The organism is Streptococcus caledonicus, assembly GCF_042656225.1.
Lineage (GTDB): Bacteria > Bacillota > Bacilli > Lactobacillales > Streptococcaceae > Streptococcus > Streptococcus caledonicus.
Map to the genome: position 1 here is coordinate 18,041 of NZ_JBHSOJ010000033.1, position 17,244 is coordinate 35,284.

22 protein-coding genes are annotated in these 17,244 nt (G+C 40.7%); 17 read left to right on the forward strand and 5 right to left on the reverse strand.

Going from position 1 to position 17,244, the window contains the following annotated elements; genetic code table 11:
- Positions 1 to 6 precede the first annotated feature (6 nt).
- Positions 7 to 999: a mannose/fructose/sorbose PTS transporter subunit IIA gene (locus ACFPQ3_RS11270; protein ID WP_156805882.1), complete on the reverse strand. Its 993-nt coding sequence runs from the start codon at positions 997 to 999 to the stop codon at positions 7 to 9.
- Positions 1,000 to 1,335: 336 nt separating this feature from the next.
- Here ACFPQ3_RS11270 and ACFPQ3_RS11275 point away from each other — a divergent pair, with 336 nt between their 5' ends.
- From ACFPQ3_RS11275 to ACFPQ3_RS11350, 16 genes are all read left to right on the forward strand, one after another.
- Positions 1,336 to 1,917, forward strand: a complete 582-nt coding sequence (locus tag ACFPQ3_RS11275) for a DUF1361 domain-containing protein (RefSeq protein ID WP_156805883.1) — start codon at positions 1,336 to 1,338, stop codon at positions 1,915 to 1,917.
- 276 nt (positions 1,918 to 2,193) lie between these two features.
- The gene (locus ACFPQ3_RS11280) at positions 2,194 to 3,642 is read left to right on the forward strand and encodes an NCS2 family permease (RefSeq protein WP_156805884.1); all 1,449 of its coding nucleotides are present in this window, start codon (positions 2,194 to 2,196) and stop codon (positions 3,640 to 3,642) included.
- An 84-nt stretch (positions 3,643 to 3,726) separates the two neighbouring features.
- Positions 3,727 to 4,167 (forward strand): tRNA (adenosine(37)-N6)-threonylcarbamoyltransferase complex ATPase subunit type 1 TsaE, encoded by a 441-nt coding sequence (gene tsaE / locus ACFPQ3_RS11285; RefSeq protein WP_156805885.1) that lies wholly within the window; start codon positions 3,727 to 3,729, stop codon positions 4,165 to 4,167.
- On the forward strand, positions 4,160 to 4,681 hold the full coding sequence (locus ACFPQ3_RS11290) for a GNAT family N-acetyltransferase (RefSeq protein ID WP_156805886.1): 522 nt from the start codon (positions 4,160 to 4,162) through the stop codon (positions 4,679 to 4,681). The genes tsaE and ACFPQ3_RS11290 overlap by 8 nt, the downstream gene beginning before the upstream one ends.
- 6 nt (positions 4,682 to 4,687) lie before the next feature.
- Positions 4,688 to 5,818: a glycopolymer--peptidoglycan transferase LytR gene (gene lytR, locus ACFPQ3_RS11295; protein WP_156805887.1), complete on the forward strand. Its 1,131-nt coding sequence runs from the start codon at positions 4,688 to 4,690 to the stop codon at positions 5,816 to 5,818.
- A gap of 138 nt (positions 5,819 to 5,956) precedes the next feature.
- The gene (locus ACFPQ3_RS11300) at positions 5,957 to 6,484 is read left to right on the forward strand and encodes a YqeG family HAD IIIA-type phosphatase (protein ID WP_156805888.1); all 528 of its coding nucleotides are present in this window, start codon (positions 5,957 to 5,959) and stop codon (positions 6,482 to 6,484) included.
- Positions 6,484 to 7,602 (forward strand): ribosome biogenesis GTPase YqeH, encoded by a 1,119-nt coding sequence (gene yqeH / locus ACFPQ3_RS11305; RefSeq protein WP_156805889.1) that lies wholly within the window; start codon positions 6,484 to 6,486, stop codon positions 7,600 to 7,602. Before ACFPQ3_RS11300 ends, yqeH begins: the two co-directional genes overlap by 1 nt.
- A gap of 16 nt (positions 7,603 to 7,618) precedes the next feature.
- The gene (locus ACFPQ3_RS11310; RefSeq protein ID WP_156805890.1) at positions 7,619 to 8,392 is read left to right on the forward strand and encodes a class I SAM-dependent methyltransferase; all 774 of its coding nucleotides are present in this window, start codon (positions 7,619 to 7,621) and stop codon (positions 8,390 to 8,392) included.
- A 16-nt stretch (positions 8,393 to 8,408) separates the two neighbouring features.
- On the forward strand, positions 8,409 to 8,726 hold the full coding sequence (gene yhbY, locus ACFPQ3_RS11315; RefSeq protein WP_156805891.1) for a ribosome assembly RNA-binding protein YhbY: 318 nt from the start codon (positions 8,409 to 8,411) through the stop codon (positions 8,724 to 8,726).
- Positions 8,727 to 8,754: 28 nt separating this feature from the next.
- Positions 8,755 to 9,387: a nicotinate-nucleotide adenylyltransferase gene (locus ACFPQ3_RS11320; RefSeq protein ID WP_156805892.1), complete on the forward strand. Its 633-nt coding sequence runs from the start codon at positions 8,755 to 8,757 to the stop codon at positions 9,385 to 9,387.
- On the forward strand, positions 9,384 to 9,971 hold the full coding sequence (yqeK, locus tag ACFPQ3_RS11325; protein ID WP_156805893.1) for a bis(5'-nucleosyl)-tetraphosphatase (symmetrical) YqeK: 588 nt from the start codon (positions 9,384 to 9,386) through the stop codon (positions 9,969 to 9,971). The genes ACFPQ3_RS11320 and yqeK overlap by 4 nt, the downstream gene beginning before the upstream one ends.
- A gap of 13 nt (positions 9,972 to 9,984) precedes the next feature.
- Positions 9,985 to 10,332 (forward strand): ribosome silencing factor, encoded by a 348-nt coding sequence (gene rsfS, locus ACFPQ3_RS11330; protein ID WP_156805894.1) that lies wholly within the window; start codon positions 9,985 to 9,987, stop codon positions 10,330 to 10,332.
- A 486-nt stretch (positions 10,333 to 10,818) separates the two neighbouring features.
- On the forward strand, positions 10,819 to 11,562 hold the full coding sequence (locus ACFPQ3_RS11335; RefSeq protein ID WP_156805895.1) for a class I SAM-dependent DNA methyltransferase: 744 nt from the start codon (positions 10,819 to 10,821) through the stop codon (positions 11,560 to 11,562).
- A 56-nt stretch (positions 11,563 to 11,618) separates the two neighbouring features.
- The gene (locus ACFPQ3_RS11340) at positions 11,619 to 11,954 is read left to right on the forward strand and encodes a hypothetical protein (protein ID WP_156805896.1); all 336 of its coding nucleotides are present in this window, start codon (positions 11,619 to 11,621) and stop codon (positions 11,952 to 11,954) included.
- Positions 11,955 to 12,008: 54 nt separating this feature from the next.
- Positions 12,009 to 13,100 carry a nucleotidyltransferase gene (locus ACFPQ3_RS11345; protein WP_156805897.1) on the forward strand — a complete coding sequence of 364 codons (1,092 nt, stop codon included), beginning with the start codon at positions 12,009 to 12,011 and terminating at the stop codon, positions 13,098 to 13,100.
- Positions 13,097 to 13,795 carry an ion transporter gene (locus ACFPQ3_RS11350; RefSeq protein ID WP_156805898.1) on the forward strand — a complete coding sequence of 233 codons (699 nt, stop codon included), beginning with the start codon at positions 13,097 to 13,099 and terminating at the stop codon, positions 13,793 to 13,795. Before ACFPQ3_RS11345 ends, ACFPQ3_RS11350 begins: the two co-directional genes overlap by 4 nt.
- Before the next feature lie 59 nt (positions 13,796 to 13,854).
- On the opposite strand, the gene ACFPQ3_RS11355 is transcribed toward ACFPQ3_RS11350, so the two are convergent.
- Genes ACFPQ3_RS11355 through dhaK form a run of 4 tightly spaced genes read right to left on the reverse strand, consistent with a single transcriptional unit; the run spans position 13,855 to position 16,537 of the window.
- On the reverse strand, positions 13,855 to 14,568 hold the full coding sequence (locus ACFPQ3_RS11355; RefSeq protein ID WP_156805899.1) for an MIP/aquaporin family protein: 714 nt from the start codon (positions 14,566 to 14,568) through the stop codon (positions 13,855 to 13,857).
- Between the two features lie 12 nt (positions 14,569 to 14,580).
- Positions 14,581 to 14,955 carry a dihydroxyacetone kinase phosphoryl donor subunit DhaM gene (dhaM, locus tag ACFPQ3_RS11360; RefSeq protein ID WP_156805900.1) on the reverse strand — a complete coding sequence of 125 codons (375 nt, stop codon included), beginning with the start codon at positions 14,953 to 14,955 and terminating at the stop codon, positions 14,581 to 14,583.
- Positions 14,956 to 15,534 carry a dihydroxyacetone kinase subunit DhaL gene (gene dhaL / locus ACFPQ3_RS11365; RefSeq protein WP_156805901.1) on the reverse strand — a complete coding sequence of 193 codons (579 nt, stop codon included), beginning with the start codon at positions 15,532 to 15,534 and terminating at the stop codon, positions 14,956 to 14,958. It abuts the gene before it with no gap.
- A gap of 10 nt (positions 15,535 to 15,544) precedes the next feature.
- Positions 15,545 to 16,537 carry a dihydroxyacetone kinase subunit DhaK gene (dhaK, locus tag ACFPQ3_RS11370; protein ID WP_156805902.1) on the reverse strand — a complete coding sequence of 331 codons (993 nt, stop codon included), beginning with the start codon at positions 16,535 to 16,537 and terminating at the stop codon, positions 15,545 to 15,547.
- A 163-nt stretch (positions 16,538 to 16,700) separates the two neighbouring features.
- On the opposite strand from dhaK, the gene dhaS reads away from it, so the two are divergent.
- A complete protein-coding gene (gene dhaS, locus ACFPQ3_RS11375; protein WP_156805903.1) occupies positions 16,701 to 17,240 on the forward strand; it encodes a dihydroxyacetone kinase transcriptional activator DhaS in 540 nt (179 codons plus the stop codon).
- The last annotated feature ends 4 nt before the right edge of the window (positions 17,241 to 17,244 follow it).

The window sequence follows — 17,244 nt, forward strand, 5'->3', positions numbered from 1 at the left end:
TCCTTTCTATTGTACGTTTGCTTTATTAATCAAGTCAAACAAATCTTTCTTAGAATCGTTTGGTACTTTACGAACATCGAATTGAACGCCGAGGTCACGTAACTTTTCAAAAGCAGCGACATCGTCTTTGTCCATTGATAAGACGTTGTTTACCATAGTTTTTCCTGTTGAGTGAGCCATTGAACCAACGTTTAGTTCTTTGATTTCAACGCCTCCTTCAACAGCACGAAGAGCATCTTGGACAGTTTCGAATAGGATAAGTGCATGAGTTTCGCCAAAGCGAGTATCTTTTGCAACTTCAATTAGTTTTTTGATTGGGACAACATTAGCGTTCACACCGTTTGGTGCAGCTTGTTTGATTAATCCTTTGCGAAGTTCGTCCTGAGCAACAGCATCTGATGCCACAATGATACGATCAGCCTTAGAAGCTGGTGTCCATGCGGTTGCAACTTGACCATGCAAGAGACGAGTGTCGATACGAGCAAGGTTGATTTTAAGTTTCCCGTCGCCGATAACAGTTCCTGGTGGGATAGCGCCTTGAGGTGCCGCTTTTTCAACTGGAGCAGCAGCTGTTTCCTCAACAGGATTGAGCTCTTCAGGAAGTGCCTTGATACCATCCTTAGATTCTTTAATAATGTTTGCTGCAACTTGCTCAACACCGGCGTTAGCGTCCATCATACGCTCAGTGTAGGCTTGAATCAGCATTGGCAAGTTAAGACCAGTGATGATAGCGAATTTGCGGTCTGGATTTTCTCCAGCAACACGACTCGCTTGGTTGAATGGTGAACCACTCCAAAGGTCTGCAAGTACAAGCACTTCATCTTCAGTGTCGAATTGAGCGATGGCATTGTTAAATTTAGCGTAGAGGTCATCTGGACCTTCACTAGGCATAAACGTTACAACTTGAACTTTTTCTTGTTCACCAAAGATCATCGAACCTGATTGATGAATTCCAGCGGCGAATTCGCCATGGCTTGCGATAACGATTCCGATACCCATTCTTGAGTTCCTCCTTAAATTAATTTTTTGTGTTCTTTTTTTGTAAATTACTGCCAAGGTCTCTTGACAAACGCTTACATTTTTGTAACACAGATTCAAGAACGCTTTCTATTCTAAAACGTTTTCAGAAAAAAATCAATAGTTTTGTGAAAAATAAACAAAAAAAAGTGAAATGTTACTTTGATGAAAAAAGAATAAAATATAGCTGGCGAATAAATGGTAGTATTTTTATAACATTATTTGAACTAAAAATAATAAAAAGTAACCTAAAACTCTAGCAACGATCCTAAAATGTGTTATAATGATTAGTGAACTTCTTAGGGATAGGATTGGCGCATGCATAAAGTTATTTTTGGGCATATTATTGCTGTTTTTTTAGTGATTAGTATTTTAGTTTTTCAGCCTAGTGTTGAAGGATTGCTATTTAATACCTTGACTTCTTTTATCACTCTGGAATTAGGACTTTTAGGAATCAACTCACAAAATGGGATGGTGCGCTTTTTTACGGCTATTGTATGGTTTTATTTTTATCCCGTCACGTTTTATCAATTATTTAGTATTGCTTCAGTTTCGTGGAGTGGTGAACATATTTGGACAGCGGGAGATTTACCAAGCTTTTTAACTTATTTGGCGAGTCTTCTTTTTGCACTAGCCGCAGCAACGGTTAGTTTGAAATCCTTGATGAAAGTTCTTAAATTAGGTGTTTACACAGAGTTAGCTATTATGGTGATAGCAACTGTCTACTCTGGTTTTGCTATTCATTTTATGAGAACAGCTAATGTAGGTTGGCTAGATTTTATTGCAAGTCCTCTTAATTTTGCTCAGATAGTATGGGCTAATGCAGTAACAATTGATGTCACTTTTTTATTAGGATTTGCTGCTATTCAAATGATTTTGGCACTGTTACTTGGTGATTAGCATTAAAATAGCAAGGTTGGAAAACATTTCCAGCCTTTTTATTTTGTAGCTATAGTCAGTTTGAAGAAATCTAACAGGTTTGTGAAAAGTTACATTCTAAACATTGGAATAGGCATTTGAAGTGACATAATTTTTATAAAATGTGACTTCTGTCCACTAATCTTTTTATTTTTTTTGAGTCAAAAACGTTGAAATGTGAACGAAATTTTGTTAAACTGTATTAGTCGTTCGTAATTTACGGATAATTTTATTTATACATAAGGAGAAATTGTCCAAATGGAAAAATTTTTTAAATTAAACGAGAACGGAACATCCGTTTCTACAGAAATCATGGCAGGATTGACAACCTTTTTTGCCATGAGTTATATTTTATTTGTAAACCCATCTATCCTAGGTGCAGCTGGTATGCCGACACAAGCGGTATTCTTGGCAACGATTATTGCTACGGTAATCTCTACTCTAATTATGGGACTTTTTGCTAATGTTCCTTACGCTTTGGCACCAGGTATGGGACTAAATGCCTTCTTTACTTATACTGTTGTTTTTGGTCTAGGTTTTACTTGGCAAGAAGCGTTAGCGATGGTTTTCATTTGTGGGCTGTTCAATATTTTTATTACGGTAACTAAGGTTCGTAAGAGTATCATTAAAGCTATTCCGGTGAGTCTTCAGCATGCTATCGGTGGTGGTATTGGTGTGTTTGTTGCTTATCTAGGTTTTAAAAATGCCAATATTATTGAGTTTTCACTTTCTGGTAGCAACATCGTGACAATCAATGGTGCAGCTCCAGCAGCGGCTGACTTGTCAAATGGTGTTAATGCGATTGCTGCTAATGGAGGTGTAGTACCTGCTATTTCAACGTTTACAGATCCTTCTGTTATTTTGGCAGTTATCGGACTTCTTTTAACTGCTGTATTGGTTATTAAAAATATTCGTGGTGCTATTCTTATTGGTATTATTGTAACAACGCTTCTTGGTATTCCAATGGGAGTTGTAGATGTATCAGCTGTTAGCTTTTCAAACAACATCGGATCTGCTTTTTCTGAACTTGGAACAACTTTCCTTGCCGCATTTGATGGGATGAGTTCCCTCTTTAATGATAGCTCACGTTTACCGCTTGTTTTGATGACTATTTTTGCTTTTTCACTTTCTGACACATTTGATACGCTTGGTACATTTATTGGTACAGGACGTAAAACAGGTATTTTCTCAGCCGAAGATGAAGCTGCTCTTGAAAATTCAACAGGATTTTCTTCAAAAATGGACCGTGCTCTCTTTGCGGATGCTATCGGAACTTCAATTGGTGCTCTCTTTGGTACTTCAAATACCACAACTTACGTTGAATCAGCAGCGGGTATTGCTGAAGGTGGACGTACTGGTTTGACAGCTGTTTCGACAGCAACATTTTTCTTACTTTCCATTTTACTTTTGCCAATTGTTGGAATTGTTCCAGCAGCAGCAACAGCACCAGCGCTTATTATTGTTGGTGTGATGATGGTGTCATCGTTCTTAGATGTTGATTGGAGTAAATTTGAAGATGCCCTTCCAGCTTTCTTTGCAGCCTTCTTCATGTCACTTGCATACTCTATCTCTTACGGTATTGCAGCAGCCTTTATTTTCTATTGCTTGGTTAAAATGTCAACAGGTAAGTCTAAGGAGATTCACCCAATTCTTTGGGGAGCAACGGCACTCTTTATCTTGAATTTTGTTATTTTAGCTATTTTGTAATATAATGATTGACCCGCTTTAGTGGGTCTTTTTATTTTTTAGAAAAATTTGGACGATTGTCTAACTTTTTGGTAAAATATTATTATGTTATATATTCATAATGAAAATGAATTGATTGCTTTTGGCGAGCAATTAGGACGATTGCTTGAATCTGGTCAGGTGCTCATTCTGACAGGTGATCTTGGCGCAGGTAAGACGACTTTCACCAAAGGAATTGCTAAAGGACTTGAAATTTCTCAGATGATAAAAAGTCCTACCTATACGATTGTTAGAGAGTATGAAGGGCGTTTGCCTTTATATCATTTAGACGTTTATCGTATTGGTGATGACCCAGATTCTATTGATTTGGATGATTTCCTTTATGGCGATGGTGTCTGTGTTATTGAGTGGGGAGAACTCTTGAGCGAGTTGCCAGCTGATTATTTAGAAGTAAAACTGTCACATAAGAGTGATGGGAGACAGTTGGAAATGAAGGCTTATGGCTCTCGGAGTCAGTTGCTTTTGGAGGCTTTTGGAAATGGCTGAGCAGGAACTAATCATTTGTGAAGCGCAGTTAGAGGATGCTAAAAGTTTATCTGAGGTCTTGAAGCTAGTTCAAGAAGAAACTGATTTTTTAACCCGTGATAGTGATAGTCCAGCTATGTCAGCTGAGCAAGCGGAAATATTTATTGATAGTCAGTTGCAAAAAGAAAATGCTATTTGCTTCGTAGCTAAACTGGGAAGTCAGGTTGTTGGGGTCCTGAATGTATCTGCAGGGACGTTTGCTAAGACAAATCACATCGGCGAAGTTTTTATTGCTGTGAAAAAGACATATCAGAGTTATGGTATTGGCAGTTTTCTCATGGAAGCCTTAATTGACTGGGCAGAACATACTTCGGCTATTCGGCGTTTAGAATTAGAAGTACAGGTTCGCAATGATAAAGCAGTAGGTCTTTACCAAAAATTTGGCTTTGTGATTGAAGGCACTAAACAACGTGGTGCTAAAACTAAGAATGGAGAATTTCTTGATGTTTATGCTATGGCAAAACTGATAGATTAAAAAAACATGACACTTGGAAAAAAAATTGTATTAATGTTGATGGCTATTATTGCCACATCTATAGCTGCTGCGGTTATTTATTTCACTTCAGCTCTTCATTATTCAACTTCAGAGTTTAAAAAAACGTTTAAAGAAATAGATACTGGGGTGAAAAGTACGGCTATTGAGCATACAGAGCCTTTTTCCATCCTATTAATGGGGGTAGATACAGGTTCTGGGGACCGTATGGCCCCTTGGGCAGGTAATAGTGATTCTATGATTGTTGTCACAGTCAATCCAAAAACTAAGAGAACGACGATGACTAGCCTAGAAAGAGATATCTTAACAACCTTGACCGGTCCTAAAGAAAGTGGCATGAATGGTGTTGAAGCTAAGCTAAATGCAGCTTATGCTTCTGGCGAAGCTCAAATGGCTATCATGACTGTGGAAAATCTGTTAGATATAAAAATAGACAACTATATGCAGATTAACATGCAAGGGTTGGTTGATTTAGTTAATGCTGTCGGTGGTATCAAGGTAACCAATCCATTTGACTTTGATATCTCTATTGAGGAACAAGAACCTCAATACACTGCAACGGTTGCTCCTGGGACTCATAAAGTTAATGGTGACCAAGCATTGGTTTTTTCTAGGATGCGTTATCAAGATCCTGAGGGAGACTATGGTCGTCAACGGCGTCAACGTGAAGTGATTAGTCTTATTGTTAAAAAACTTTTGGCGTTTGATAGTATTGGTTCATACAAAAAAGTTTTAAAAGCAGTGAGTAATAATATGCAGACTGACATCTCAGTAACAGAGAAGACAATTCCTCATTTGCTAGGCTATCGTGATTCTTTAGAAACTTTAGAAAATTACCAATTACATGGCGAAGACGCGACGTTAGAAGATGGTGGCTCTTACCAAATTGTGACAACAGCTCACTTGCTTGAAACTCAAAATCGTATCAAAGCAGAGCTTGGTTTGCCAACGCTTTCGACTTTAGAAAAAACAAATGCGGTTCTCTACGAAACGCTTTATGGCTATTCTCCTGAAACGGATTATCCAGATGAGAATGCTCCACAAACACATTCGACAGTAAATGGATTTGAAAGTTCTAGTTCTGAATCTACAGTTGCTTCTGATGAAACATGGGAATAATACTTATAATAGTTTATAAGAGCCTGAGGGCTCTTTTTTGTGTATAGCTTTGCTATTTTCTAAAGCTCCAGTATGAACTTCCCAAAAAATATGGGAATATGCTATAATAATAAGGATTATAATATTATTGGAGAAAGCATGAGTATAGACGACTACTTGCCCACCTTTGTGGTTGAGGCTGTTTATGATTTGAAACCTGAGATGTTACGTGAGCATGGGATTCGTGCTGTTTTAGTGGACTTGGATAATACCTTGATTGCTTGGAATAATCCAGATGGTACCCCAGAGCTGCGTGAGTGGCTTGATGATATGACTGAGGCTGATATTCCTGTCGTTGTGGTCTCGAATAATAAATATAGCCGTGTAGAGCGTGCGGTAGAGCCTTTTGGCGTGGATTTTGTCAGTCGTGCAATGAAACCTTTCACACGTGGGATTAATATGGCTATCAAGCGTTATGGCTTTGATCGTGATGAGGTTGTTATGGTTGGTGATCAGCTCATGACGGATATTCGTGCCAGTCACCGAGCTGGGATTAAGTCTATTTTAGTGAAACCATTAGTTAAATCTGATGCATGGAATACCAAATTTAATCGTTGGCGTGAGCGTCGTGTTTTGAAAAAAATTGAAACCAAATATGGTAAAATCACTTATAAAAAAGGAATTTAATGGAAGAATTATTTTGTATTGGTTGTGGGGCGAGAATTCAAACCACAGATAAAGAAAAAGCGGGTTATACCCCAAAATCAAGTATTGAAAAATCAGAAGAAACAGGTGAACTATACTGTCAACGCTGTTTCCGTCTGCGTCATTATAATGAAATCGTTGATGTGCATATCACAGATGATGAGTTTTTAACCTTACTTCATGAAGTTGGAGACAGTGATGCCCTTGTTGTCAATGTGATTGATATTTTTGACTTCAATGGTTCAGTCATTCCAGGACTGTCACGCTTTGTATCTGGAAATGATGTGCTTTTGGTCGGCAATAAAAAAGACATCCTGCCAAAATCCGTTAAAGATGGCAAGGTCACTCAGTGGTTAACAGAGCGTGCTCATGAAGAAGGCTTGAGACCTGTTGATGTCATTTTGACAAGTGCTCAAAACCATCACGTCATTAAAGAGCTAATTGAACGCATTGATGACTTGCGTAAAGGGCGTGATGTCTATGTGGTTGGTGTGACTAACGTTGGGAAATCAACCCTTATCAATGCCATTATCAAAGAAATTACTGGAGACAAGAATGTGATTACCACATCGCGCTTCCCAGGGACAACTCTAGATAAGATTGAAATTCCGTTGGATGATGGTAGCTACATTTTTGATACACCGGGAATTATCCATCGCCACCAAATGGCACATTATTTGACGGCTAAAAACCTCAGGTATGTCAGTCCTAAAAAGGAAATCAAGCCTAAAACTTATCAACTGAACTCAGAACAAACCCTCTTCTTGGGTGGTCTTGGTCGCTTTGATTTCGTTTCAGGAGAAAAGCAGGGCTTCACAGCTTATTTTGACAACAATCTTAACCTTCATCGTACCAAACTTGAAGGAGCGGATGCTTTTTACAACAAGCACTTAGGAACCTTGCTAACACCGCCAAATACCAAGGAAGTTGCCGATTTTCCTAAACTCGTCCGTCACGAATTTAACATCAAAGATAAGATGGACATCGTGTATTCAGGGCTTGGTTGGATTCGGGTCAATGGCAAAGCAGACCAGCCAACAGTCGTTGCTGCCTGGGCACCAGAAGGTGTTGGAGTCGTCTTGAGAAAGGCGTTGATTTAAAACATTGGAGGAAATAATGGCTTCAAAAGAACAGTTGACTTCCCAATATCAAAAATCAGATAATCTGAATATTCGAATTGATATCCATCGATGTTATTCAACCAATAAGTACGGCTTTAACAATTGGATTTTTGATCAGTACGAATTTCAAGAAGGTGAGCAAATTCTAGATTTAGGTTGTGGAACATCTATTATGTGGAAGGATAATTTTCACAAACTCCCTAAACATTATGAGCTAACCTTAGTCGATTTTTCAGAAGGAATGATAGAAGCAAGTCGGTCAAATTTACCTAAACAGGATAACATTAGCTATGTTGTATCTGATTTGACAGAACTTCCATTTGAAGACCATTCTTTTGATGTGATTTCTGCTAATATGGTCTTGTTCCACTTAGAAAATTTACAAGATGGCCTTAAGGAAATTAAGCGAGTGTTAAAACCTAATGGGCGCTTGTTGACAGCGACATTCGGTGAAAATGGATTGTCACAGACCTTAGGTAAATGGATAGAAGCCATTGGGAAAACAAACGATACTCCTAATAGCTTCACGCTTCAAAATGGGGAGCAATCATTAAAGAACTTTTTTTCACAGGTTGAACAAAGAAATTACATTGATAGCCTAGAAGTGACTGTGATCAATGATATTGTGGATTATCTTTATTCACTTCCGGAAGTTTTTGAATTAGAAAGTCATCAACGTCAGCAGGTTGCAGAAACGCTTGCTAAACAGATGCAGAATGGTAAGCTCATAATTCCTAAGGAATACGGTTTATTTATCTGTAAAAATTAAAAAAAGGAAATAAAACATGCTAACATCAAAACAACGTGCTTTTCTAAAATCAGAAGCACACAGCTTAAAACCGATTATCCAAATCGGGAAAAATGGTCTTAACGACCAAATCAAAACCAGTGTTCGTAACGCCTTGGATGCGCGTGAACTGATTAAAATCACTCTTCTACAAAATACGGATGAGGACATCCATGAAGTGGCTGAAATCTTGGAAGATGAAATCGGATGTGATACTGTCCTTAAAATTGGACGCATCTTGATTTTGTTTAAAGAATCAGCTAAAAAAGAAAATCGCAAACTGTCTCCAAAAGTCAAAGCGATTAAACACGGATAATGAAAAGTTAGAAAATGAAGGAAAGCCTATGGCAATAGAATTACTCACTCCCTTTACCAAGGTTGAGTTAGAGACTGAGGTCAAGGATAAGAATCGTAAACAAGTTGGTATTTTGGGCGGTAATTTTAACCCCGTCCACAACGCCCATTTGATTGTTGCTGATCAAGTGCGCCAGCAATTGGGGCTGGATGCCGTTTATCTCATGCCTGAATATGAACCGCCGCATGTGGATAAGAAAGAAACCATTGATGAGAAACATCGCCTAAACATGCTTCTTCTGGCTATCAATGGCATGGAAGGCTTGGATATTGAAACCGTTGAGATCGAGCGTAAAGGAAAAAGCTACACCTACGATACCATGAAGCAACTAACAGAGGCAAACCCTGACACCGATTATTACTTCATTATTGGTGCAGACATGGTTGAGTACCTTCCTAAGTGGCACCGCATTGACGAGTTGGTGGAACTGGTTCAATTTGTCGGTGTGCAACGTCCGAAATACAAAGCTGGGACATCTTACCCTGTCATTTGGGTTGACGTACCACTCATGGACATCAGCTCAAGCAACATCCGCGATTTCATCCAAAAAGGCCGCACACCCAACTTTATGACGCCAGCTCCCGTGCTTGATTACATCAAAAAGGCAGGGCTCTACAAATGACCTATGAAAGCTATACCGGACTTTCTCGCTCTGCTATTTTGGAAAAAGTGCAAAGCGCCATGAGCGAAAAACGGTTTAAACATGTACTTGGTGTAGAGGAGTCTGCTGTGGCATTGGCTAAGAGCTACGGAGCAGATGAAACCAAAGCTAGCCTAGCGGCACTCCTGCACGACTACGCCAAAGAGCGTCCAGATGAGGATTTTTTAAGTGTCATTGATGACTGTGGTTTAGCCCCTGAACTGAAAAAATGGGGTAATAATATCTGGCATGGTGTGGTTGGTTCTTTTATCATTAGCCAAGAATTTAACCTTGAAGATGAGGAGATTCTTGTAGCCATAGAACGCCATACCATTGGTGCGGAGGACATGTCTTTGCTTGATAAGGTGCTTTATGTTGCTGACTATATTGAACCAAGTCGTGATTTTCCTGGTGTTGATGAGGCTCGTCAAATCGCTCAAGAGGATTTGGACAAGGCTGTCGCTTTTGAAACCGCTAGAACCATCGCACATTTGGCAAGCAAGGCGCAGCCGATTTACCCACAAACACTTGAAACTTATAATGCTTTTGTGAAGTATTTAAACTAATGGAGAAATAAATTTGAATAAAAATGAACTTTTAGAACTTGTTGTCCGTGCCGCTGATGAAAAGCGTGCCGAGGACATTGTCGCACTCGACTTAGAAGGTTTGACTAGCTTGACAGACTACTTTGTCATCTTGTCAGCGATGAACAGCCGTCAATTAGAAGCAATTGCGGAAAACATCCGTGAAAAAGTCAAAGAAGCTGGTGGCGATGCCAGCCACGTTGAAGGTGAAAACGGCTGGGTGCTCCTTGACTTGAATGACGTCATCGTTCACATCTTCTCAGAAGAAGAACGTGCCCACTACAACCTTGAAAAACTCTGGCACGAAGCCCCACTTGTGGACGTGTCAGCGTACCTTGCATAAAGAATAGGAGGTTGGGACAAAAATATCCCAGCCTCTCAAATTTTAGTGTAGAGATAGTTTTACGCAGTGGGTGATTGGAGGTCCTAATCCCTTGCTGCGTAACCGTTAGCGGTCATCCTATACGAATGTAATGAACTTCGTTCATTTTATTTCCAACCTCCAAAGGTCTCCCAGACCTTTGGAGCTGTGAGGATGTGGAAGTGAAACTGTCCGGTGGACAGTTTCAGCCTGAGCTTAGAAATAAACTAGCGAAGGGAAGTCAAGACTTCGAAATCATGACTTCTATCCCACTCTCTTATGAACAACTATTATAGAAAGTATTAGCGACCGAAGGTCGCCTGTTAGGATATTGTCCGCCGTAGTAAGAGACCTTATGGTTTTAGGTCGTCGGAAACTTCAAGACTTTGGCTTGAAGTTTAGTAATGGAACCGGAGGTTCGCTTACGTCCGTACTACTTAAGTGCAACAATCAAAAAGAAAAAAGATTATGGAAAAAAATTACGAAAAATTCGCATCGGTTTACGATGCCATCATGGACGACTCACTTTATGATTTGTGGACAGACTTTTCGCTCCGCCATTTGCCAAAAGCCAAAGACAAGAAAAAACTCTTAGAATTGGCTTGCGGGACTGGGATTCAGTCAGTTCGTTTTGCGCAGGCAGGCTTTGAGGTGACAGGATTTGACCTCAGCCAAGAGATGCTGAATATTGCAGAAAAACGAGCGGCAACGGCAAAGATAGACATCGCTTTTCAGCAGGGGAACATGATGGACTTGTCTGAGCTAGGAACGTTTGATTTTGTCACTTGCTACTCGGATTCGCTCTGCTATTTGCAGGATGAAGTGGAAGTTGGCGATACCTTTAAAGAGGTTTACGCGCATCTCAATGAGGGTGGTACTTTTATCTTTGATGTGCACTCGACCGATCAGACGGACGAGGTCTTTCCAGGTTACTCCTACCATGAAAATGCGGATGACTTTGCCATGGTTTGGGACACTTACGAGGACGAAGCGCCCCACTCTGTTGTGCATGAGTTGACCTTCTTCCTTCAGGACGAAGATGGTCGCTTCACCCGCTACGATGAGATTCATGAAGAACGGACCTACGATATATTGACCTACGACATCCTCTTGGAACAAGCAGGCTTCAAATCCTTCAAAGTCTATGCCGACTTTGAAGATAAAGAACCAACAGAGACAAGCAAGAGATGGTTCTTTGTGTGTCAGAAGTAGGAGGGAACATGGATTGGACACAGTGTATAGATTGTTTTTTATGAATTTTACAAATATTGACTTTTCTAGGAGTGATACTCAGAGTTTCTATCCAAAGAGGTTATTCAAGTAATGTAAAAATAGAAGATGTTACTAGAAAAAATGAAAGTGATTATTATAATAAATTTCGTTTCATAGATAATTATAAGCATACGGATCAGGGGATTGAAAAATTTTTAATTTACCCTGTGGAAATAGATATTAAAAAATTAGACTTCTATAGTTTAAAATATAAGAAACAAAAATTAGTTGGTATAAAAATTGGAACTAATCGAAATATTGAAAGTAATACAGCGATTTTATTAGAAACGTTACTACCAGAAGGAGTTCCATCTTTAAAGATTAAGTTGTGAACTTCTACTGGAGAGATAGGAGAATATTGATATACCATTTGAAAGGAGCCACCTATGACCACAACAGGCATCATCGCCGAATTTAACCCTTTCCATAATGGGCACAAATACCTGCTGGAGCAGGCTAAGGGTGTCAAGATTGTTGCCATGAGTGGGAATTTCATGCAACGTGGCGAGCCTGCGCTCATTGACAAGTGGACACGGGCGCAGATGGCTCTGGCGCATGGGGCTGACCTAGTGGTGGAGCTCCCCTTCCTGGTCTCCGTCCAGTCCGCCGACCATTTCGCCCGAGGCGCAGTTGACCTCTTGCATCGCCTCGGCATCGACACGCTGGCATTTGGCACGGAGGAAGACCTTGATTACCAGCGGTTTTCGGCTATTTATGGGGAAAAGGCGGAGCAGATGGAGGCTTTTCTCCAAACGCTACCAAATTCCATGACTTATCCACAGAAAACGCAAAAAATGTGGGAAACCTTTGCTGGGATTGACTTTTCAGGAGATACCCCAAATCATATTCTTGGTTTAGCTTACGCCAAAGCTTGCGCTGGAAAGAATATACGATTACAGCCTATTCAGCGTATCGGAGCAGGTTTTCATTCGGAAGAAAAGGTCGACATTGCCTCTGCGACAGCCATCCGAAAACACTTTTCAGACCAAGCCTTTGTGGAAAAGTCAGTGCCAAGTAGCGACTTGATACTCAGTTCTCCACAGGTGTCTTGGGAGAACTATTTCCAATTGTTGAAATATCAGATTTTGACGAATCCAGATTTAACCCAGGTTTTCCAAGTCAATGCAGAACTGGCCAGTCGTATCCGCTCTGCCATTCGGAGCGTAGCGACGGTAGAAGACCTTGTGGACGCTGTTGCGACCAAGCGCTATACCAAGGCGCGCGTGCGACGATTATTGACCTATATCTTGGTCAATGCTGTGGAAAAACCGTTGCCAGAAGCCGTCCATGTCCTCGGATTTACCGACAAAGGGCGCGAGCACCTCAAAACGGTGAAAAAGTTTGTGGAAATCGTCGCTCGGATTGGCGCAGAACCATGGGACGCCCTCACGCAGCAAGCAGATGCCATCTACCAGCTGGGAGACATGAGAATTGCAGAGCAGACCTGGGGGCGGGTGCCGATGAGGGGGATTGAATGAGAGAAAATGTATTTAGCATTTTAGAAAATAAATCGGATAGTCTGATTTCGAAATCTTACAATCTTTTGATGTTGGTAACGATATTTCTTAGTATTGTGCCGTTGATGTTTAAAGAACACTTATTAATGTTTACAGTATTTGAATATGTCACAACTGCTGTATTTTGTATGGATTACATCTTGCGATGGGTAACGGCTGACTTCAAGCTAGGAAAGGGAAAGGCATCGTTTGTTCTTTATCCACTAACAATCATGGCAATTGTGGATTTGCTTTGTATTTTACCCACTTTCTTTATGATGAACAGTGGATTGAAACTCTTAAAGATTGCACGTATGGGAAGACTGCTGCGAGTCTTTAAAGTGATACGCTATTCAAAAAATATTGCGATTTTGACCAATGTGATGAAGGAACAGAGAGAGGCTCTGTTATTAGTCATAGTGCTAGCAACGGGCTACATTCTTTTCACGGCCTTGTTAATGTTTACTGTTGAACCGACAACATTTGATACTTTTTTTGATGCATTATATTGGGCAACAATTTCTCTTACTACAGTTGGCTATGGGGATATCTTTGCTGTATCAACATTGGGAAAATTAATTACAATGGTCTCGTCCGTACTAGGAATTGCCATTGTTGCTTTACCTGCTGGTATTATTACAGCTGGTTATATGAATGAGATTATGAAAAATCAGTGATTTCTTAAACATACCAAAAGAGCTGTCATGCGACAGCTCTTTTATCATGATTCTGTATCTTATAGTAGACCTAGGGCAATATTGTAGCAAATGGCTCCGATGATGCCACCGACGATTGGTCCAGCTACTGGAATCCAGGCATAAGACCAGTCAGAATCTCCTTTATTTTCGATTGGAAGGAGGGCGTGCATGATACGTGGACCAAGGTCACGCGCTGGGTTGATGGCATAGCCTGTTGTTGGGCCAAGTGAGAAGCCGACAGCAAAGATGACTAATCCGACAATAATTGGACCTAAGCCAGCAGCAACTTTATTTGGACCAATGGCAAGGATGGTCATCACAAGTATAGCTGTTCCAAGTGCTTCACCAAGGAAGTTTGAAGCTGTATGGCGGATAGCCGGTCCTGTTGAGAAGCTCGCAAGAATCAATCCTTGATCCTTGGTTTCTTTCCAATGTGGGAAATAATGTAACCATAGAACAACAGCAGCCAGCATGGCTCCCAGCATCTGAGCAAGAATGAATGGGACAACTAAGTTCCAAGAGAGAGCCCCGATGGAAGCCATGGCTAGTGTGACAGCAGGGTTCAGATGAGCAGGACTAAAAAGCCCTGAAATATAGACCGCTACTGAACAGGCAATACCCCATCCAAAGACGATGGCAGTCCAGCCTGTTCCTTCCTCTTTGGTTTTGCTGAGGATATTTCCGGCAACGACACCATTTCCAAGGAGAACCAAAATGAAGGTTCCGATAAATTCACCTAAAAATTGAGTCATGAGTAGTCTCCTTTATTTATTGATTGTTAAATCCGATAATTGTGTTTGAATACTATCTAGATCAGCGCCAGCCTGCAAGAGTGCAGCAGCGGTATAAGTTCCTTCTACAATCGGTACGGAGTTGATGATGATAGTTTTCTCTGAGAAATCAGCGACTAATTCTAAATTCATTTTGGCTGATCCGAGATCGAAGAATGCGAGCAAAGTATCTTTGTCATTCTGTTCCACTACCGCCTGTACTTGGTCAAATGAAGTTCCGATACCGCCGTCTTCAGTCCCACCGACGTAGGTGATAGAAATGTCTCTTGCTACCTCTGAAATCAAGTCTATTACGCCTTGGGCAATATGTTTTGAATGAGAAACGACCACAATTCCAATATCTGACATTTAGACACCTCCGACTTCAAGTAAAGATTTGAAGAGCAAGCCAGATGAGAAGGAACCTGGGTCAATATGTCCAATTGAGCGTTCGCCGACATAAGAAGCTCGCCCTTTTGTAGCTTTCATCTCTTTTGTGGCCTCAACTAACTCATCAATGATTTCTTCAGATAGGGTTCCTTCCTTCAAGGCAATCACAACACCCGACCAGACGTCCACCATTGTTTTTTCATTGCGTTCCGCTTTCCCTCGCTTTTGAATCATGTCAAGGCCAGCAGCAACGGTGTCTGCTAAATCGGCGCCAGCCTGCTCTGCCTTTGTCATACCCATAAAAGCTGAGCCGTAGAGAGGACCAGAGGCACCACCGACTTTGCTCAAAAGTTGCATGGAGACCATTTTAAGGACATCTGCTGCGCTAGCAAATTCATTGGCTTCCAAATTTTCCATGACGGCGGACATGCCACGCGCCATATTGCCCCCGTGATCGCCGTCACCGATTGGCGTATCGAGTTCGGATAAATAATCTTTGTGTTCTTGGATTTTTGCATGAAAGGCAGTCATCCAAGCTTGTGCAGTTGTTACATCCATTTTCTTCTCCTTATCCCCAAGCGATAGTTGTAACTGGGCTTTCAAGGGCAGCACGCCAGTCCTCGTTTTCCAGTTTAATTAAGGTCAATGACAAACCGGCCATGTCAATAGAAGTCATGTAGTTTCCTAATTTTTTGTAAGTGATGGCTAAGCCTTTTTGATCTAAGAGCTCCGCTACATCGTTGGCAAAGACATATTGTTCCATAAGTGGTGTAGCCCCCATACCATTGATGAGGATACCGAATTTGTCTCCTGATTTGGCATCGAAGGAATCAGTTAATTTCTCAACTAACTCTTTAGCTAACGCTTTAGAAGGTTGCATTTTTTCTTTGCGATAACCTGGTTCGCCGTGAATACCGATACCAAATTCGATTTCATCTTCTTCGAGAACGAAGCCAGGTTTGCCAACTTCAGGGACTGTAGCACCGCTAAGGGCAAGCCCTACGGTATGAATGTTTGGTACCAATTCATCCGCAACGGCTTTGATTTCTTCAAGTGATTTACCAGCACGTGCCATTTCTCCAAGAATCTTGTGAACAAAAATAGTACCTGCTACCCCACGTTTTCCTTGAGTGTAGAGACTGTCTTCAACGGCGATATCATCGTCTACGATAACACTGGCTACTTGAATACCTTCCATCTCTGCCAAATCTTGCGCCATCTCAAAGTTCATGACATCACCCGAATAATTTTTGATGACCATGAAGACCCCAGCGCCTTCGTCAGCTTCCTTGATAGCTTCCAATACTTGGTCAGGAGTTGGTGAGGTAAAGACAGCACCGCAGACAGCGGCAGAAAGCATGCCGTCACCGACAAAACCAGCATGGGAAGGTTCGTGACCGCTTCCTCCACCAGAGATAACACCGACTTTCCCTGTTTTTTCAGCATTGCGTGCAATAATGTCGAAACCTTCTACACGATGGACTAAGTCACTGTGGACAAAGGCAAGTCCGTCAAGCATTTCAGGAAGAACGTCTGTTGGTTTGTTGATAATTTTTTTCATGAGTGTAACTCCTTTTCGTTTTTTCTATTTCATTATAAAGTTTGAAAGCCTTTTCCGGAAGGGACAAAATGGCGAAACTGTCCGCCTTACAATACTTTCTAATTGTATGGAAACGTGGTAGACTAGCTTATAGAAGACACTTAGTATTTCACGGGAGGAAAAGATGGTCTCCTCATTGATTACAAAAAAGCGAATTGCGAAAGCTTTTAAAAAATTATTTGTGATACAGCCTTTTGATAAAATTTCTGTCAGTGTTATAATGGAAGAAGCAGGCATTCGGCGTCAAACTTTCTATAGTCATTTTGTGGATAAATACGAATTGATGGAATGGATTTTTCAGACAGAATTACGTGAACAAGTCACAGACAATTTAGATTATATTTCAGGGATGCAATTGTTGACAGAGCTGTTGGACTTCTGCCATAGAAATAGAGAATTTTATGGAAAATTATTTGAAATTGCAGATCAGAATGATTTTTCATCATATTTTGAAGGGTACTGCCGACAGTTGATTGATAAATTAGTGGAAGATTATCAGTTTAGAGATTTTGATAGCCAAGCAGAGCGGGAATTATTTCTGATCTATCATAGCTTGGCATTGGCTAATGTGATTAAACGTTTTTTAACGAGTCGGCTATCCTTAGGTCGATTAGAGAGCCAAGCTATTGTGCAACTGATTACGGCATCATTGAAAAATTATTAGGAAT

What these genes read in the sequence shown, in the direction of transcription:
- tsaE (WP_156805885.1), top strand. Translation starts at nt 3,727, where the DNA reads ATGTTATATATTCATAATGAAAATGAATTGATTGCTTTTGGCGAGCAA.
- ACFPQ3_RS11320 (WP_156805892.1), top strand. Translation starts at nt 8,755, where the DNA reads ATGGCAATAGAATTACTCACTCCCTTTACCAAGGTTGAGTTAGAGACT.
- ACFPQ3_RS11300 (WP_156805888.1), top strand. Translation starts at nt 5,957, where the DNA reads ATGAGTATAGACGACTACTTGCCCACCTTTGTGGTTGAGGCTGTTTAT.
- dhaL (WP_156805901.1), bottom strand. Translation starts at nt 15,534, where the DNA reads ATGGATGTAACAACTGCACAAGCTTGGATGACTGCCTTTCATGCAAAA.
- dhaK (WP_156805902.1), bottom strand. Translation starts at nt 16,537, where the DNA reads ATGAAAAAAATTATCAACAAACCAACAGACGTTCTTCCTGAAATGCTT.
- ACFPQ3_RS11280 (WP_156805884.1), top strand. Translation starts at nt 2,194, where the DNA reads ATGGAAAAATTTTTTAAATTAAACGAGAACGGAACATCCGTTTCTACA.
- ACFPQ3_RS11290 (WP_156805886.1), top strand. Translation starts at nt 4,160, where the DNA reads ATGGCTGAGCAGGAACTAATCATTTGTGAAGCGCAGTTAGAGGATGCT.
- ACFPQ3_RS11335 (WP_156805895.1), top strand. Translation starts at nt 10,819, where the DNA reads ATGGAAAAAAATTACGAAAAATTCGCATCGGTTTACGATGCCATCATG.
- yqeK (WP_156805893.1), top strand. Translation starts at nt 9,384, where the DNA reads ATGACCTATGAAAGCTATACCGGACTTTCTCGCTCTGCTATTTTGGAA.
- ACFPQ3_RS11345 (WP_156805897.1), top strand. Translation starts at nt 12,009, where the DNA reads ATGACCACAACAGGCATCATCGCCGAATTTAACCCTTTCCATAATGGG.
- lytR (WP_156805887.1), top strand. Translation starts at nt 4,688, where the DNA reads ATGACACTTGGAAAAAAAATTGTATTAATGTTGATGGCTATTATTGCC.
- ACFPQ3_RS11310 (WP_156805890.1), top strand. Translation starts at nt 7,619, where the DNA reads ATGGCTTCAAAAGAACAGTTGACTTCCCAATATCAAAAATCAGATAAT.
- ACFPQ3_RS11275 (WP_156805883.1), top strand. Translation starts at nt 1,336, where the DNA reads ATGCATAAAGTTATTTTTGGGCATATTATTGCTGTTTTTTTAGTGATT.
- yqeH (WP_156805889.1), top strand. Translation starts at nt 6,484, where the DNA reads ATGGAAGAATTATTTTGTATTGGTTGTGGGGCGAGAATTCAAACCACA.
- ACFPQ3_RS11350 (WP_156805898.1), top strand. Translation starts at nt 13,097, where the DNA reads ATGAGAGAAAATGTATTTAGCATTTTAGAAAATAAATCGGATAGTCTG.
- ACFPQ3_RS11270 (WP_156805882.1), bottom strand. Translation starts at nt 999, where the DNA reads ATGGGTATCGGAATCGTTATCGCAAGCCATGGCGAATTCGCCGCTGGA.
- ACFPQ3_RS11355 (WP_156805899.1), bottom strand. Translation starts at nt 14,568, where the DNA reads ATGACTCAATTTTTAGGTGAATTTATCGGAACCTTCATTTTGGTTCTC.
- dhaS (WP_156805903.1), top strand. Translation starts at nt 16,701, where the DNA reads ATGGTCTCCTCATTGATTACAAAAAAGCGAATTGCGAAAGCTTTTAAA.
- yhbY (WP_156805891.1), top strand. Translation starts at nt 8,409, where the DNA reads ATGCTAACATCAAAACAACGTGCTTTTCTAAAATCAGAAGCACACAGC.
- dhaM (WP_156805900.1), bottom strand. Translation starts at nt 14,955, where the DNA reads ATGTCAGATATTGGAATTGTGGTCGTTTCTCATTCAAAACATATTGCC.